The 15012-nt window shown below is 61.8% G+C and carries 17 protein-coding genes; 11 read left to right on the plus strand and 6 right to left on the minus strand.

Annotation, left to right across the window (positions count from 1 at the left end; translation table 11 throughout):
* Positions 1-184: 184 nt before the first annotated feature.
* The 3 genes from J2857_RS27315 (at position 185) to J2857_RS27325 (ending at position 2552) form a co-directional block, all read left to right on the plus strand.
* Positions 185-922, plus strand: a complete 738-nt coding sequence (locus J2857_RS27315; protein WP_210013215.1) for a sulfite exporter TauE/SafE family protein — start codon at positions 185-187, stop codon at positions 920-922.
* A gap of 196 nt (positions 923-1118) precedes the next feature.
* Complete coding sequence (locus tag J2857_RS27320; RefSeq protein ID WP_210013216.1) at positions 1119-1868, plus strand: DUF1223 domain-containing protein; 750 nt, start codon at positions 1119-1121, stop codon at positions 1866-1868.
* Between the two features lie 294 nt (positions 1869-2162).
* Complete coding sequence (locus J2857_RS27325; protein ID WP_210013217.1) at positions 2163-2552, plus strand: DUF2794 domain-containing protein; 390 nt, start codon at positions 2163-2165, stop codon at positions 2550-2552.
* A gap of 9 nt (positions 2553-2561) precedes the next feature.
* Here J2857_RS27325 and J2857_RS27330 read toward each other — a convergent pair whose 3' ends face one another.
* From J2857_RS27330 to J2857_RS27345, 4 genes are all read right to left on the minus strand, one after another.
* Complete coding sequence (locus J2857_RS27330) at positions 2562-3119, minus strand: GNAT family N-acetyltransferase (protein ID WP_210013218.1); 558 nt, start codon at positions 3117-3119, stop codon at positions 2562-2564.
* Between the two features lie 108 nt (positions 3120-3227).
* Positions 3228-4010, minus strand: coding sequence for a Bax inhibitor-1/YccA family protein (locus J2857_RS27335; protein ID WP_210013219.1), 783 nt, complete (start codon positions 4008-4010; stop codon positions 3228-3230).
* Between the two features lie 234 nt (positions 4011-4244).
* Positions 4245-6788: an ABC transporter permease gene (locus J2857_RS27340; RefSeq protein WP_210013220.1), complete on the minus strand. Its 2544-nt coding sequence runs from the start codon at positions 6786-6788 to the stop codon at positions 4245-4247.
* Positions 6785-7498, minus strand: a complete 714-nt coding sequence (locus J2857_RS27345) for an ABC transporter ATP-binding protein (RefSeq protein WP_210013221.1) — start codon at positions 7496-7498, stop codon at positions 6785-6787. Before J2857_RS27345 ends, J2857_RS27340 begins: the two co-directional genes overlap by 4 nt.
* Positions 7499-7572: 74 nt before the next feature.
* Here J2857_RS27345 and J2857_RS27350 point away from each other — a divergent pair, with 74 nt between their 5' ends.
* The 4 genes from J2857_RS27350 (at position 7573) to J2857_RS27365 (ending at position 9668) form a co-directional block, all read left to right on the plus strand.
* Positions 7573-8223, plus strand: a complete 651-nt coding sequence (locus tag J2857_RS27350; RefSeq protein ID WP_210013222.1) for an arylesterase — start codon at positions 7573-7575, stop codon at positions 8221-8223.
* Between the two features lie 66 nt (positions 8224-8289).
* On the plus strand, positions 8290-8877 hold the full coding sequence (gene thpR / locus J2857_RS27355; protein ID WP_210013223.1) for an RNA 2',3'-cyclic phosphodiesterase: 588 nt from the start codon (positions 8290-8292) through the stop codon (positions 8875-8877).
* Positions 8878-8910: 33 nt separating this feature from the next.
* Positions 8911-9213: a 4a-hydroxytetrahydrobiopterin dehydratase gene (locus tag J2857_RS27360; RefSeq protein WP_210013224.1), complete on the plus strand. Its 303-nt coding sequence runs from the start codon at positions 8911-8913 to the stop codon at positions 9211-9213.
* A 56-nt stretch (positions 9214-9269) separates the two neighbouring features.
* The gene (locus J2857_RS27365) at positions 9270-9668 is read left to right on the plus strand and encodes a YkvA family protein (RefSeq protein WP_210013225.1); all 399 of its coding nucleotides are present in this window, start codon (positions 9270-9272) and stop codon (positions 9666-9668) included.
* 12 nt (positions 9669-9680) lie between these two features.
* On the opposite strand, the gene J2857_RS27370 is transcribed toward J2857_RS27365, so the two are convergent.
* Positions 9681-10244, minus strand: coding sequence for a sigma-70 family RNA polymerase sigma factor (locus tag J2857_RS27370; RefSeq protein ID WP_210013226.1), 564 nt, complete (start codon positions 10242-10244; stop codon positions 9681-9683).
* Between the two features lie 254 nt (positions 10245-10498).
* Here J2857_RS27370 and J2857_RS27375 point away from each other — a divergent pair, with 254 nt between their 5' ends.
* From J2857_RS27375 to J2857_RS27390, 4 genes are all read left to right on the plus strand, one after another.
* Entirely contained in the window at positions 10499-11140 is a 642-nt protein-coding gene (locus J2857_RS27375; protein WP_373426840.1) for an invasion associated locus B family protein, read from the plus strand.
* Positions 11141-11361: 221 nt separating this feature from the next.
* Positions 11362-12600 carry a 23S rRNA (adenine(2503)-C(2))-methyltransferase RlmN gene (gene rlmN, locus J2857_RS27380; RefSeq protein WP_210013228.1) on the plus strand — a complete coding sequence of 413 codons (1239 nt, stop codon included), beginning with the start codon at positions 11362-11364 and terminating at the stop codon, positions 12598-12600.
* A 102-nt stretch (positions 12601-12702) separates the two neighbouring features.
* Positions 12703-13056 carry a YciI family protein gene (locus J2857_RS27385; RefSeq protein WP_210013229.1) on the plus strand — a complete coding sequence of 118 codons (354 nt, stop codon included), beginning with the start codon at positions 12703-12705 and terminating at the stop codon, positions 13054-13056.
* The gene (locus tag J2857_RS27390; protein WP_210013230.1) at positions 13056-14327 is read left to right on the plus strand and encodes an RNA polymerase sigma factor; all 1272 of its coding nucleotides are present in this window, start codon (positions 13056-13058) and stop codon (positions 14325-14327) included. Before J2857_RS27385 ends, J2857_RS27390 begins: the two co-directional genes overlap by 1 nt.
* On the opposite strand, the gene J2857_RS27395 is transcribed toward J2857_RS27390, so the two are convergent.
* Positions 14311-14952, minus strand: coding sequence for a LysE family translocator (locus tag J2857_RS27395; RefSeq protein WP_210013231.1), 642 nt, complete (start codon positions 14950-14952; stop codon positions 14311-14313). The genes J2857_RS27390 and J2857_RS27395 overlap by 17 nt on opposite strands.
* Positions 14953-15012 lie beyond the last annotated feature (60 nt).

The following is a 15012-nucleotide window of genomic DNA, read 5'->3' on the forward strand; positions in this document are numbered from 1 at the left end:
GCAAATTCTCCCCCTGGCCTTGCCAGGGGGAGTTTCCCCCGCGCTGATGCTTTTTCTCCCTCATTCCTGTGACAAGCACAGGAATGAGGGTGGAGAGCGTCTTCGGCCCCAATCCAACACCTCGTTCGGCTCGCTTTTGCCAGCCATCTTTCGGGGCAGCTTCAACCCCCAAGGTCCCGCGCCCTTGACCGTCGTCATCCTTACCGGAATGGCCGTCACCGTTTTCCTGACATCGCTTCTTTCGGGAATTTTCGGCATGGCGGGCGGGCTGATCCTGCTCTGGGTACTGCTTTTCCTCTTTCCCGTCAGTACAGCGATCGCCATCCACGGCGTCATCCAGATGGTCTCGAACGGTTCGCGCGCCTGGTTTTCCCGCGCCTATATCGACTACCGCATTCTCGGCATCCTGGGCCTCGGTCTCGTCATCTCGAGCATCATCCTGCTGATCGTCGATTACCAACCGGATCTGATCGTAGTGTCGATCGCCATCGGGCTGATGCCGATCCTCGTCTGGATGCCGGTATCGAAGCTGCAGCTCGACGCCTCGAAACCTTTGCACGCGCTGGCCTGCGGGTTGATCGCCGGCGCGCTGACGGTCGGCGTCGGCGTATCGGGGCCGACGATCGATATCTTCTTCATCCGCACGACGATGGACCGGCGCAAGGTGATCGCCACCAAAGCGGCGGTGCAGGTCGCATCGCATGCGACGAAGGTGGTGTTCTACTGGAATGCGGCCTCGCAACTGCCGACCACCGAATGGATCGCGGTGCTGGTCGCGGCGCCGATCGCGATCCTCGGGGCACGGGCCGGCAACGACATCCTGCAGAGGATGACCGACCAGAATTTCCGCGCCTGGACACGCTGGATCGTCACCGGCGTGGGTGCCGTTTATTTTACTCAAGGCCTGCTCAAACTGATTTGACCTCAGCGCGTTTTTCGCGAAGTTTGGCGTCCGACCAAACGCATCCGAAAGCCGATCAATTATCCAGTCTTCACCCCTTCGTGACTTTCTCTTGAAGGTTCCCGGTGGTTACTTTCCGCCATCCAGTGCGTTAGGCCCTTGATCGCCGCGAGCAATCGTGGATAACAGTTTCCCTGATAAAAAAGGTCTGCCACCCATGCCCTTTCGTTTTCGCTCCGTAATCCTTGTTGCGGGCCTGTTTTATGCGGGCGCTGCGTTTGCGGGAGAGGTCAGAGCGCCGAAGGGCGTGATCGAACTTTTCACCTCTCAGGGCTGCTCCTCCTGCCCGCCCGCCGACGCCGCCCTGGGCGAACTGGTGGCGCAGGGAGACATGGTCGTGCTTTCCTACCACGTCGATTACTGGAACTATCTCGGCTGGACAGATACGCTGAGCTCCAGGGAAAATACCGAACGGCAATATGGTTATGCCAAGACGCTCGGGCGTAGCGGCGTCTACACCCCGCAGGCCCTCATCAACGGCCGCGACCATGTCAAGGGCACCGACCTCACGGTCATCAACGACAAGGTGAAGGCACTCAGCCAGAGTGGCAAGGGGCTCGACGTCCCGGTCACCGCGGCGATGCGCGGCGACGAGATCGAGATCGAGATCGGAGACGGCAAGGGACAGGCGGACGTCGTCGTCGCCTATTTCACAAAGCGCCAGCTGGTGGATGTCACCAAGGGTGAAAACAGCGGCAAGACGATGGAATATTGGCACGCCGTCTATGACGTCCAGTCGGTCGGCACATGGAATGGCCAGAGTATGAAGCTGACCCTGCCGGGCAAGCTGATGGGTAAATCGAAGAAGGATGGTTGCGCGATCCTGTTACAGGCCTCAGGCCCGGGTGGCGAGCCGGCAGCGATTCTCGGCGCGACGGTGCTGATGGCGGGCCACAAGAAATACTGACCGCGTGCGCGGTTTGAAGCTTGCCGGATTGTGCGTGAGCTGTTGTTGGCGGCCCGATCCAATAACATTGGGGGGCTGGGGGTAAGGGTCAATGCACCAGACCGGGCCATATGGCGCTGAAAACGGCGCCAACCAACGCTGACAATCTCGCTTCGAAATCGGGCACTCTTTTGTTCGAAATGGGGCAAGAATAAAATCGTGGCGGTTCGTTTCGGGCGAGATTGCCGGGGTTGATTTTTACCGCCTCTCAGGCACACTGTCATATCTCTGACATTTGACGATTTGGGAGTCTTGATGACAGATCAGCCGGATTTGCCGGGGGGACAGAGACCCCAGGACACAGCCGTTGTCGTCGATCTCAGTGAATATCGGCAGAACCGCGATCCCGCCCCGGTCACCTTCCATCGGCGAGAACTCGATGCGATCTTAAGGATTTATGGCCGAATGGTCGGCGAAGGGGAGTGGAAGGACTACGCGATCGACCACCTCAAGGATCGGGCCGTGTTCTCCGTCTTCAAACGCTCCGGCGAAACCCCGCTCTTCCGGATAGAGAAGAATCCAAAGCTCGCGGCCAAGCAGGGCGCCTTTTCCGTCATGAACACCCATGGCCTGATCATGAAACGCGGCCATGAGTTGCCGCAGGTGCTCAAGGTGTTCGACAAGGTGCTGAAACTGATCGATTGAGGCGGCGCTCTATTCGGTGAACAGCGAACCGGGATAGACGCCAGGATCCGGATCGGTTTCATTGCCTTCGCCGAGTGCCACCTGCATCAGCACCGTATCCTGCCACTTTCCGTGTTTGAAGCCGGTGCCCTTGAGCGTGCCTGTCAGCTCGAAGCCGAGGCCGCGATGGAGTGCCACGGAGGCAGGGCTCGCGCCGCCGATGACGGCGACCATCTGGCGGAAACCCAGCGCCTCGCAACGCACCAGCAGCTCCTTGAGCAGCGCCTTTCCGACACCCTTGCCGCGCGCTTCCGGCGCCAGGTAGATCGAATCCTCGACCAGCCACCGATAGGCGGGACGCGTCCGGAAGGCGGATGCATAGGCATAACCGAGGAGGGTGCCGTCCTCCCGTTCCGCGGCGATATAGGGGTAACCCTTGGCTCGGATCGCCTCGAAACGTACCGTCATCTCGGCCTGGTCCGGCGGGGTGAGCTCATAGCTTGCTGTGCCGTTCAGCACGCTGTCGCGATAGATCTCGGTAATCGCGGGAAGGTCGGCGGGGGAGGCGTCGCGGAGATGGAATGTCATTGAGATTCAGGCCGTTGAAAGGGACAGCCAAGCCTATGCCGCGGAGCGAAGCCGGGCAATAAAAAAGGCGGCCCGGAGGCCGCCTTTTTCTATCCGACTTCCTCGAGATCAGTTGTTCCGGTTGCCCAGGAACTGGAGGAGGAAGGTGAAGAGGTTGATGAAGTCGAGGTAGAGGGTCAGAGCGCCCATGATGGCCTTGCGGCCAGCAACCGCGACGTCGTCGCCGTCAAAGTACATTTCCTTGATCTTCTGCGTATCGTAGGCGGTGAGGCCTGCGAAGATCAGCACGCCGATCGCGGAGATTGCGAAGCCGAGGGCCGAAGACGCCAGGAAGATGTTGACGATCGAGGCGATGATCAGGCCGAACAGGCCCATGATCAGGAACGAACCCATGCCCGACAGGCTTCTCTTCGTCGTGTAGCCGTAAAGCGACAGGGCGCCGAAGGAGGCTGCCGTGATGAAGAACGTCTGCACTATGCTCTGCGCCGTATAGACCAGGAAGATCGACGACAGGGAGAGACCCATCAGCGCCGCGTAGCCCCAGAAGGTGGCCTGTGCCGAGCTGACGCTCATCTTATGAACGCGGAAGCTCAGGAAGAACACCACCGCGAGCGGTGCGAGCATGACGACCCAGCGAAGCGGCGAACCGTAGATCGCAGCGCCGAGGCTGGTCAGCAGGATGCCGTTCGGAAGCCGGGCGACAGCTGCAGCCGCATCCGTCGTCGTTGCGAGGGCCGAGATACCATAGGCGGCGATACCGGTGATAGCCAAGCCGACAGCCATCAGGTTGTAGACCTTGAGCATGTAGGCGCGCAGGCCTTCATCGATCATCGCGCCGGACTGGGCGCGACCCTGCGCCGCCCGGGTCTGGTAGTTGTTAAAGTCAGCCATTGTTTCCTCTTTAAGCTCCGGAATTATTCACGGTGTCGGGCCCCCTTTTTTACGGACCCAGGCGCCGCTGCGGAGCTCCAGCAAGCCTGCGCATAAATATGATGCGAGATCGCTTCACATACAAGAGGTGCGGGAAGCGAAAAACGCAAGCCATGGGAGCTATTTAGCAACCTATGGGACGCTCTGACGGGAATTTGATCAGAGAGTTAACAGGAAATACTACCTGTGGGCGAATTAGAGCTCGCGTAGCACCGGCGCGGCCTTCTGCCCCAATATGCGCCATGTGCCGGCGAGGCCTATTCCGACGGTCAAAACCAGAGAAGCGGCGAGCGTCAGCACTGCAACATCGGGCAGGAAGGCCGATTGGAGCCGCATGATCCGGCTGACGACGAACCATGCGGAGAGGCCGCCTGCGAGGAGCGCGAAGAGCGCCGTCGCAGCTCCGAGGATCATGTATTCGTAGCTGAACGCGCGCATCAGCATGCTGCGTGTGCCACCGAGCGTTTTCAGGATGACCGCATCATGGGTGCGTGCCCGGTTGCCCGCCGCGAGCGCACCGGCAAGCACCAGCACGGAGGCGATCAGCGCAACCGCCGCCGCTGCCCGGATCGCGGTCGCGAGCTGGCCGACGAGCTGGTCTATGATATTGATCGCATCCTTGACCCTGACGCTGGTGATGGTCGGATAGGCGTTGGTGACGGCGCGCAGGATCGAGGCTTCCTGCTGGGCGGTGGCCTTGGGATCGCTGAGCGTCGCGAGCCAGGCATGCGGTGCGCCGCGGAAGGTGTTCGGCGAAAACACCATCACGAAGTTGATCGATAGCGATTCCCACTGGACCTTGCGGAAATTGGCGATGCGGGCGGTGATGTTGCGGCCGAGCACGTTGACGGTGACGGTATCGCCGAGTTTCAGGCCGAGTTCACCGGCCTCTTCCGCCGAGAAGGAGACTAGCGGTTCGCCGGTGTGGTCGGCGGTCCACCACTCTCCCGCCGTCAGCGCCGAGTTGGATGGAAGCCTGTCCTCGTAGGTGATGCCGCGGTCGCCGCGCAAGACCCAGCGGCCGGCGGGCGGCACGTTCATCTGGGTCACGTCCTGGCCGTTGAAGGCAAGGATTCTTCCGCGCAGCATCGGCACCTGGGTGATCGCGCCTTCCGGCGCCTGCTGTTTCAGGATGTTGACGAAGCCTTCGCGCTCGGATCCCTGGATATCGACGAAGAAGAAGTTCGGCGCCTGCTGGGCGATGCTGCCGGTCAGCTGGCGGCGCATGTTGCCGTCGATCAGGGCGAGCGTCACGAGGAGGGCAAGGCCGAGGCCGAGCGACAGGACCACCGACGGCGTCAGCGCGCCGGGCCGATGGATATTGCCGATCGCCAATCTCAGCGCCGGCGAATTGACCTGCGGGCTTCTTTTGGCAAGCGCGGCAATCAGGGCCGCGACAAGGCGCAAGAGCAGGAAGGCGCCTGCGACGGCGGCGAGGAAGACCGAGGCGATGAAGCGTTCTTCCGCCGAGAAGACTGCAAGTGCCGCCAGGGCCGCAAGTGCCAGGCCGGCGGCGAGAAGATATGGCCAGGAGGGAAGGCGGGTATTGTCGAAACTCTGTTCGCGGAAAAGGGCGGTTGCCGGCACTTCGCGGGCATGGCCGAGCGGCAGCACGGCGAAGGCAAAGGTGATGAGGATGCCGAACAGGGCGGCAAGCGCCAGCGGCAAGGGGTAGAAGGTGACCCCCTTCGGAACCGGCAGCATGCCTTCGAGAAACTGCAGCGCGACGAAGGGCGAGATCGCGCCGATGACGAGGCCGATCAGGATGCCGATCACCGCGAGCAGCATGATCTGGATGAGATAGATCATCGTCACGACCGAGGCCGGCGCGCCCAGGCATTTGAAGGTGGCAATCGTGGTGCGCTTGGCATCGAGAAAGGCGCGCACGGCATTGGCGACGCCGACGCCGCCGACGATCAATGCCGTCAGGCCAACGAGTGTCAGAAACTGCGAGAAGCGGTCGACGTTTTCGGTGAGCGAGGGGGCAGCCCGATCGCTGGTGCGGACCGACCAGCCGGCGCTCGGGAACTCGCGGTTGGCGCGGGCGGCGAGCGTCGAGCGGATCGAGGGATCGTCGAGCCGCACCTTGTAGGCATGTTCGACGAGGCTGCCGGTGGTAATCAGGCCGGAAGCAGCGAGGGCCTCACGGCTGACGATCAGGCGCGGCGCAAAGCCGAAACCGTCCGAAAGCGCATCGGGCTCGACGGTGATCGTGCCGCGCAATGTCAGCCGGGCATTGCCGAGCAGAAGCTCGTCGCCGTCCTTGAGGCCGAGGCGTTCCAGCAGAAGCGGGGCAGCAAGTGCGCCAAAAGTCTCTGCCTGCTTTCGAAGAAGGTCGGGCAGCGGTGCGGAAGGTTCTGCGCCAAAGCTGCCGTAGAGCGGATAGGCGTCGTCCACCGCCTTGACCTCGACCAGCGCCTGTTCGGAACCGTCCGGCTTGCGGGCCATGGAGCGCAGGCTGGTGGAGACGGAGACCTTGCCGAGGCTCGTCAAGAACGCGCGTTCCTGGTCGGTGGCCTCGCGGTTGTTCAACTCGAAGCGGATGTCGCCGGCAAGGATTTCCTGGCCCTGGGAGGCGATCGCGCCGGTGATGGCGCGCGACACGGAATTGACCGCCGCGATTGCCCCGGTGCCGAGGGCGATGCAGGCGAGGAAGATGTAGAAGCCAGCCAGGCCGCCGCGCATTTCGCGCAATGCCAGGCGGAAGGAAATCGAGAGGCGCGGAAAGGCCTGCCTCATGCGGAGACCGCCTGAACCGGGTGATGGACGACGGCGCTGTCGCCGACGATCTCGCCGGAGCGGACGCGGATCTGGCGCGAGCAGCGGGCGGCGAGCGCGTTGTCATGGGTAACGAGCAGCATGGTCATGCCGCGCTCGGCCTGTTTGGAGAATAGCAGATCGGCGATCTGCCGGCCGGTCTCGGTGTCCAGATTGCCGGTCGGTTCGTCGGCGATCAGTACAGAGGGCGAGGGGGCCAGCGCGCGGGCGATCGCGACGCGCTGCTGCTCGCCGCCGGAAAGCTGGCCGGGATAGTGGTTCAGCCGCTCGCCGAGGCCGACGGCCGTCAGTTCGCGTTTGGCGATCTCGAAGGCGTCCTTGACGTTGGCGAGTTCGAGGGGCACGGCGACGTTTTCGAGTGCCGTCATATTGGCGATCAGGTGGAAGGACTGGAAGACGATGCCGATATTGCGGCCGCGGAAATCCGCTAGCCTGTCCTCGGAAAGCGCGTGAAGGGGGGCGCCGTTGATGACGATCTCGCCGCTGTCCAGCCGTTCGAGGCCGGCCAGGACCATCAGCAGCGTCGACTTGCCGGAGCCCGAGGGCCCGACGATGCCGACGGCTTCGCCTGCGCGGATTTCGAGGTCGATCTGCTTCAGCACATGCACCGAGGCCGCCGCGCTGCCGAGCGTCAGATCGGCTTTCTTCAGCGTGATGATGGTTTTAGTCAAATCGAACCGTCCTATATAGGCTTGAAGCGCAACCCGGAACCGCATGCGGTAGCGCTCAATCTAGGAGACGGATCGTGAGTTTTAAAGCAAGCCTGCTTCACTTCATCGTCATGTCCGCGCTGGCGCTGGCCGCATTGCCGGCTGCCGCGCAGGACCGGGCGATCCAGCTCGTCGGTTTCGGCGACAGCCTGATGGCAGGTTACCAGCTAGCGCCTTCCGAATCCTACACGGCTCAGCTCGAGGCGGCGTTGAAAGCCAAGGGGCAGAATGCCGTGGTCACCAATGCGGGCGTTTCCGGGGATACGACGGCGGGCGGGCTTGCGCGCATCGACTGGTCGGTGCCGGACGGTACCGACGGCGTGATCCTCGAGCTCGGCGCCAACGACGCATTGCGCGGCATCTCTCCCGACCAATCGGAGAAGAACCTCGATGCGATCCTTGCGCGGCTGAAGGAACGGAAGATCTCGGTCTTCCTGATCGGCATCCTGGCGCCGCCGAACATGGGTGGCGACTACGCCGAAAAATTCAACCCGATCTACAAGCGGCTGGCCGACAAATACGCGGTGCCGCTCTATCCGTTTTTTCTCGATGGGGTCGCTACCATTTCCAGCCTGCAGCTCTCGGACGGCATGCATCCGAATGCCAAAGGGGTCGCCGTGATGGTCGAAAAGACCCTTGAACCTGTCAAAAGCTTCCTGGGGGCTATTAAGGATACGGGAAAATAACACCTTGCGCGGAACTCCGTTGCGTGATTCGCTGTTAGCATCTGCAAAAGATTCGAGGAGGTCCCTATGCCGAGACTTTTCACCGCCCTCGAAGTTCCGCGTAATGTAGCGATGAGTCTCTCTCTCCTGCGCGGTGGGATCCCCGGTGCCCGGTGGATCGACGTCGAAAACTACCACATCACCCTACGCTTCATCGGCGACGTCGACGGTCGCACCGCCGACGAGATCGTCAGCCGGCTGGACCGCATAGACCGTCCGGAGTTCCAGGCGACGCTGACCGGAATCGGCTCCTTCGGGTCGAAGAAGCCGCATTCCATCTGGGCGGGCGTTTCGCCGTCCCCGGAAATCCACGCGCTGCAGGCGGAGATCGAACGGATCTGCCAGCGCATCGGCTTGCCGCCGGATCCCCGCAAGTTCACCCCGCATGTCACCCTGGCGCGGCTCAAGAATTGCCGGCTGGACGATGTGGTGCACTACCTTTCCGGTCGCGGCAACTTCTATACAGCGCCGTTCACGGTGCCGCGTTTCGTGCTGCTGTCGTCGAAGGAATCGGTCGGTGGCGGACCGTATCTGACGGAGGAAATCTTCCCGCTGCAGGAGGCGAGCTACGGCCAGGCCCATGCAGGCGACATGGAACCGGTATGGAGCCGGTGAAGAGCCTCCTTTAACCCGAAGGAAGGTTGGACGATGAACTACGAAAAGCTGGATGCGGCCGCCGTCGAGCGCGAACTCGCGACGGTTGACGGCTGGGAGCTAAAGCCGCAAGGCGATGCGATCTTCAAGAGTTTCAAGTTCAGGACCTTCATCGAGGCGTTCGGTTTCATGGCCGAATGCGCGCTGTCTGCCGAGAAGCTCAATCATCACCCGGAATGGTCGAACGTCTATTCGCGGGTCGATGTGCTTCTGACCACGCATGCGACGAAGGGCCTGACGGACATCGATTTCAAGCTGGCCCGGGCGATGGACAAGGCATCCTTGCGCCGCAATTGAACTTCATGGTCGAGAGCCCATATTGGGTGGGCACACGTTGAGCGAACGGAGCGATCATGGACGACGTGAAGATCGGCGAAATACTGCTGCCGGGTGACGTGGACACGCAAGAGCGCCGCGAGCGGCGGGTCCGCGCCAAGTTCTGGCCGACCCTGAAGCGGGCCGTCCGGCAGGTGCCGTTCAGCCGCGACCTGATCGCCGCCTATTATTGCGCGATCGACCGCCGGACGCCGACGCGGGTGCGCGGCGTGCTGCTTGCGGCGCTCGCCTATTTCGTGATGCCGATCGATTTCTTGCCGGACATGTTCGTCCTTGTCGGCTTCACTGACGATGTCGCGGTGCTCGCTGCCGCTTTCCGGATGATCCAGGGGCACATTGCCGACCGCCATTATGAGGCTGCCGATCTGGCACTGGCGGACAATCCGGACATCACCGACGGCGTGCGCGGCAAATAGTCCCAAGGGGCGCTATCCCTCCGAGGGATCGTCAAGAACTCGGCGCAGGCGCTCGAATGCGAGCCTGATTCGTGACTTCACCGTGCCGAGCGGAAGACCCGTGGACGAGGCGATTTCCGAATGGGACTGGCCGAGGAAGAAAGCCGCCCGCACCAGTTCCATCTGTTCGCCGGGGATACCGGCAAGGGCTGCGCGTACCTGGGCATCCCGTTCCTCGCCTTCGAAGATCGTATCGGCGCCCGGCGCCTCGGTTACGAAAAAGAGGGGTTCGTAGGCGTCCAGCTGCTTGTGCCTCCCACGGCGTTCCGCGTCGATACGGCGGTTGCGTGCGATCCGGAAAAGCCAGGTGGACAAGGAGGATCGGGCCGGATCGTAGAGGCTGGCGCGGTGCCAGAGAACGGCCATCACCTCCTGGACGAGTTCTTCGGCATCGTCGGGTCGCATCGACCGCTTCACCAGCCAGGATTTCAAACGCGGCGCGTAATAATCGAACAGCACGGTAAAAGCTGCCTGATCGCGCTCATCGGCCACTGCCCTTACCAAGCCGGCGAAGTGGTCTCTTTCGTCTACATCCATTTACGCTGCGCACAGTTTCCGATGAGATTCGCGTCATATTCGACCATTCTAATGTCATTGTGAGAGTTAGGAAAAGGACAAACTCTTGCCCCAATCCTTGTGTCACTGATTGACGAAACGCATGGAAATTCTGCTGGTTGGGTCTTTGGAGGCATGGCGGTGAATGCTATTCCTACGCAGCTTGGGGCCAAGGCAGGAGATTCAGCAAATTCTAATGGTCCGGTTGACGGTTTGGTAACCAGGATCAAGTCAAAATGCGCCGAATCAGGATCATGCCTGGCAAGGCTTGCCCGCTCGGGCCGTTGAACGAACAAAACCGGCAGGAGACCATGTCTGTAAGAACAATCGCAACCGCACTGGCAATCTTGGCTGCAAGCGCTGGCCTGGCATTGGCTCAGGCGCCGAAGGCCACCGCCCCGGCCAAGCCACAGCCGGCCCAGGCGCCAGCAGCCGCGGCTGCCGGTCCCACCCGCATCCAGCAGTTCAAGGCATGGGGCGCCTATTCCTACAAGTCGGGCGCCAGCAATGTCTGCTATGTGCTGTCGGTGCCGACCACCAAGGAACCGGCCAGCGTCGATCACGGCGATATCTTCTTCATCGTCTCGCAGCGGCCCGGACAGAACATTTCCTACGAGCCGCAGGCGATGGTGGGATACGTGCTGCAGCCGAATTCCAAGGTGACCGTGACGATCGACAAGAAGAACTTCACGATGTTCACCAAGGACAAGGCTGCCTGGGTCGAGAACGCCGCGGAGGAGCCGGCGCTGGTCGCGGCAATGAAGACGGGTCAGAACATGAGCGTCAGCGCCGTTTCCGGCCGTGGCACCAAGACCTCCTATGCCTATTCGCTGCAGGGCATTGCGGCAGCGCTGAAGCAGATCGAAACCTGCAAGTAAACGCCCCTGCGCAGCAAGAGTTGAAAGGCCGGTTTCGTGACCGGCCTTTTGCATTTCTTGAAGAATAGTGACGCGGCGGCTATTTGATGATAAAGCCCGCCTCAACGAAGGTCCGGCACATGTGCCCGATGGGCCGATACAGGTTTCACGCATCCAACATGCCCTGACTTTCCCGCTGATCGATCGTGGGAAAGCTGCATGTGTTCGAACGGGATAAAAGAATGTCAGTCTCAGAGGCTCTGGCGCCGGTCGCCATCAAGAAGCCGCTCGTCGCCAATCCGGATCTGTTCGGCACCAAGCCGTCGCTGATCGGGCTGACGCGCGAGGACATGGCGGCAGCGCTGAAGGAAAAGGGCGTATCGGAAAAGCAGGTGCGGATGCGCGTCAGCCAGCTCTGGCACTGGCTCTATATCCGGGGCGTCTCCGATTTCGATGCGATGACCAACGTTGCCAAGGACATGCGCGAGATGCTGAAGGCGCATTTCACCATCGCGCGTCCCGAGATCGTCGAGGAACAGGTTTCCAATGACGGCACCCGCAAATGGCTGTTGCGCTTTCCGCCGCGCGGCGCCGGCCGTCCGGTGGAAGTCGAAACCGTCTACATTCCGGAAGAGGGCCGCGGCACGCTCTGCATTTCCAGCCAGGTCGGCTGTTCGCTCACCTGTTCCTTCTGCCACACCGGCACGCAGCGGCTGGTGCGCAACCTGACGGCCGAGGAAATCCTCGCCCAGCTTCTGCTCGCGCGCGACCGGCTCGGCGATTTCCCGGGCACCGACACGCCGCCGGGCGCCTTCGTGCCGACCGGCGACCGCAAGGTCACCAATATCGTCATGATGGGCATGGGCGAGCCGCTCTACAATTTCGAAAGCGTGAAGACCGCCCTGCTGATCGCGACCGACGGCGACGGGCTGTCATTGTCGAAGCGCCGTGTCACGCTGTCGACCTCGGGCGTGGTGCCGGAAATCTACCGGACCGGCGACGAGATCGGCGTCATGCTGGCGATCTCCCTGCATGCGGTGCGCGACGAGCTGCGCGATATGCTGGTGCCGATCAACAAGAAATATCCGCTGAAGGAACTGATCGAGGCCTGCCGCAACTATCCCGGTCTTTCGAACGCCCGTCGCATCACCTTCGAATATGTGATGCTCAAGGACGTCAACGACAGCCTGGAAGACGCCAAGGCGCTGATCCAGCTCTTGAAGGGCGTTCCGGCCAAGATCAATCTCATCCCGTTCAATCCCTGGCCGGGCACGAACTACCAGTGTTCGGAATGGGCGCAGATCGAGAAATTCGCCGATTTCATCAACCAGGCGGGTTACGCCTCGCCGATCCGCACCCCGCGCGGCCGCGACATCCTCGCCGCCTGCGGCCAGCTGAAGTCGGAATCGGAGCGCATGCGCAAGACCGACCGCCTCGCCTTCGAGGCGATGATGATCGCCGGGCACGGCGAGGACGACTGACGCGTCCGAAAAATAGTTTTCGGGGCATGTCGATCCGCTTGCATCCCGTTCGTTATCGGTCACCATCGCAATGAGGCGATGGCTAATCCGAGGGAGACGAACATGAAATACATGGCGCTGATCTACATGGACCCCAACACGCGCACGCCGCCGGATTCGCCTGAATTCGGCAAGATGATGAGCGGCTATCAGGCCGCCAACGAAGTCTACAAGAAGGACGGCGTCTGGGTCGCGGGTGATGCCCTGCAGCCGATAACCACCGCGACGACGGTGCGGGTTCGCAACGGCAGGACCGAGACCATGGACGGTCCTTTCGCGGAGACCAAGGAACAGCTCGGCGGTTACTATATATTCGACTGTGCCAATCTCGACGAAGCGATCAGATATGCGTCGCTGATCCCACATGCCGCGATGGGCTGCGTCGAGGTGCGGCCGGTCATGGTCTTCGACCGCTGATGGGCCACAACCCGGCCGCGGTTCCGGTTGCCGAGGCGATCGACAGGATCGCCCGGCAAGACGGCGGGCGCCTTCTTTCTCATCTGGTCGGATCGCTCAGGGATTTCCAGCTCGCCGAGGACAGTCTTCAGGACGCGCTGGAATCCGCGCTCGTCCACTGGAACCGCAACGGCCTGCCGGCCGCGCCGAATGCCTGGCTGATGCAGGTGGCGCGCCGCAAGGCAATCGACCGGCTGCGGCGTTCGGCCAATCTTCACGCCAAATCCGCCGAAATTGCCCATCTCATCGAACTTGAGAACGGTTCGGCCATGGCGGACGAGCCCGATCCGATCGGCGACGAGCGGCTGAAGCTGATCTTTGCCTGCTGTCATCCGGCCCTCGACCGGAAGACCTGCGTCGCATTGACCTTGCGCTCCGTCTGCGGGCTGAAGACCGAGGAAATCGCCAATGCCTTCCTCGATGCTCATGAGGCGATGGCCCAGCGACTGGTGCGCGCCCGCCAGAAGATCGTCAGGGCCGGCATCGCCTATGAGGTGCCTGGTCGAGAAGGCTGGGCGGCGCGGCTCGAAAGCGTGCTGGCGGTCGTTTATCTCATCTTCAACGAAGGCTACGCCTCCGGAAGCGGCCGGCACCTCCGCAGCGATCTCTGTGAGGAGGCGATCCGGCTCGGCCGGCTCTTGATGACGCTTTGTCCCGAAGAGCCCGAGATCGAGGGATTGCTGGCGCTGATGCTGCTGCATTACGCCCGGCGGGCGGCACGGATCGGAGCCAGTGGCGAGATTTTGACACTTGAGGCTCAGGATCGACGTTTATGGGACCGGGCCCAGATTTCGGAAGGCGTTGCTCTCATCGAACAGGCGCTGTACCGCGGGCGACCCGGCCCCTATCAAATACAGGCGGCGATCATCGCCGTGCATGCAGAAGCGCCGAGCTTTCCCGAGACGGACTGGCAGCAGATCGCCTGGCTCTATGCAGAACTCGCCCGTACCGCCGACAATCCCGTCTATGAGCTCAACCGGATCGTTGCCGTGTCCTATGTGGAAGGTCCGGCTGCCGCATTGGCCTGTCTCAAACCCATTGCCATGGCACTGGTGGAGTACCAGCCGTTTTACGCCGTTCAAGCCGATCTTCTGGCCCGGGACGGGCAAATAGATCAAGCAAGGCTTGCCTACCGCCGGGCGATCGAACTTTCCCATTCCGGTGCGGAAAAGCTGTTTCTTTCGGAGCGGCTGGAAGCGCTTGTCCGGGGCGTTCTTACCGGGCCTGGGTGAAGAAAATCTTTGCCGCAAAGACCGAGAAGACGCCGGCGAAAGTGTAGTCGATGCCCCGCAGGACCTTCGGGTTGGCCTGCAGCCACCCCGAAAGCCAGTCGGCGGCAAGAACGATGATCAGGTTTACCGGCATGCCGATGACGATGAAATAGAAGCCGAGGAAGATCAGCTTGCCGGTGACATGCGGATCGCCGGCTGTCACGAACTGCGGCAGGAAGGTCATGAAGAAGATAATGACCTTCGGATTCAGAATATTGACCCAGAAGCCCGTAGAGATGTTGGCAAGCGGGCTGCTTGCGGTCTTTTCGACCTGCTCCACCGAAAAATTCGAGCCGAAGCGGATCGCCTGGATGGCCAGCCACAGGAGATAGGCTGCTCCGCCGGTCTTCAGGATGAAGAAGGCGGTCGGCGAGGCGGTGATCAGCGCCGAGATGCCGAAGGCGACCAGCAGCGTATGGCAGACGACGCCGAGGCTGGTGCCGAACACCACGAACAAGGCAGGGCGCCGGCCCTGGCCGAGCGCGCGGCTGATCGACAGCGTCATGTCAGGCCCCGGCGTCAGCGCCAGAAGCAGGCCGGCGGCGGTGAAGGCAAGCAAGGTGGCAAGGCTCGGCAGGAATTCCATTAAGTGCGCTCGAATGGCCGGATAAGGGATTACTCCGTTTACCCGGCTTTCGAAGCCGTC

Origin of the sequence: Neorhizobium galegae, assembly GCF_017877055.1 — a bacterium.
Taxonomy (GTDB): domain Bacteria; phylum Pseudomonadota; class Alphaproteobacteria; order Rhizobiales; family Rhizobiaceae; genus Neorhizobium; species Neorhizobium galegae_D.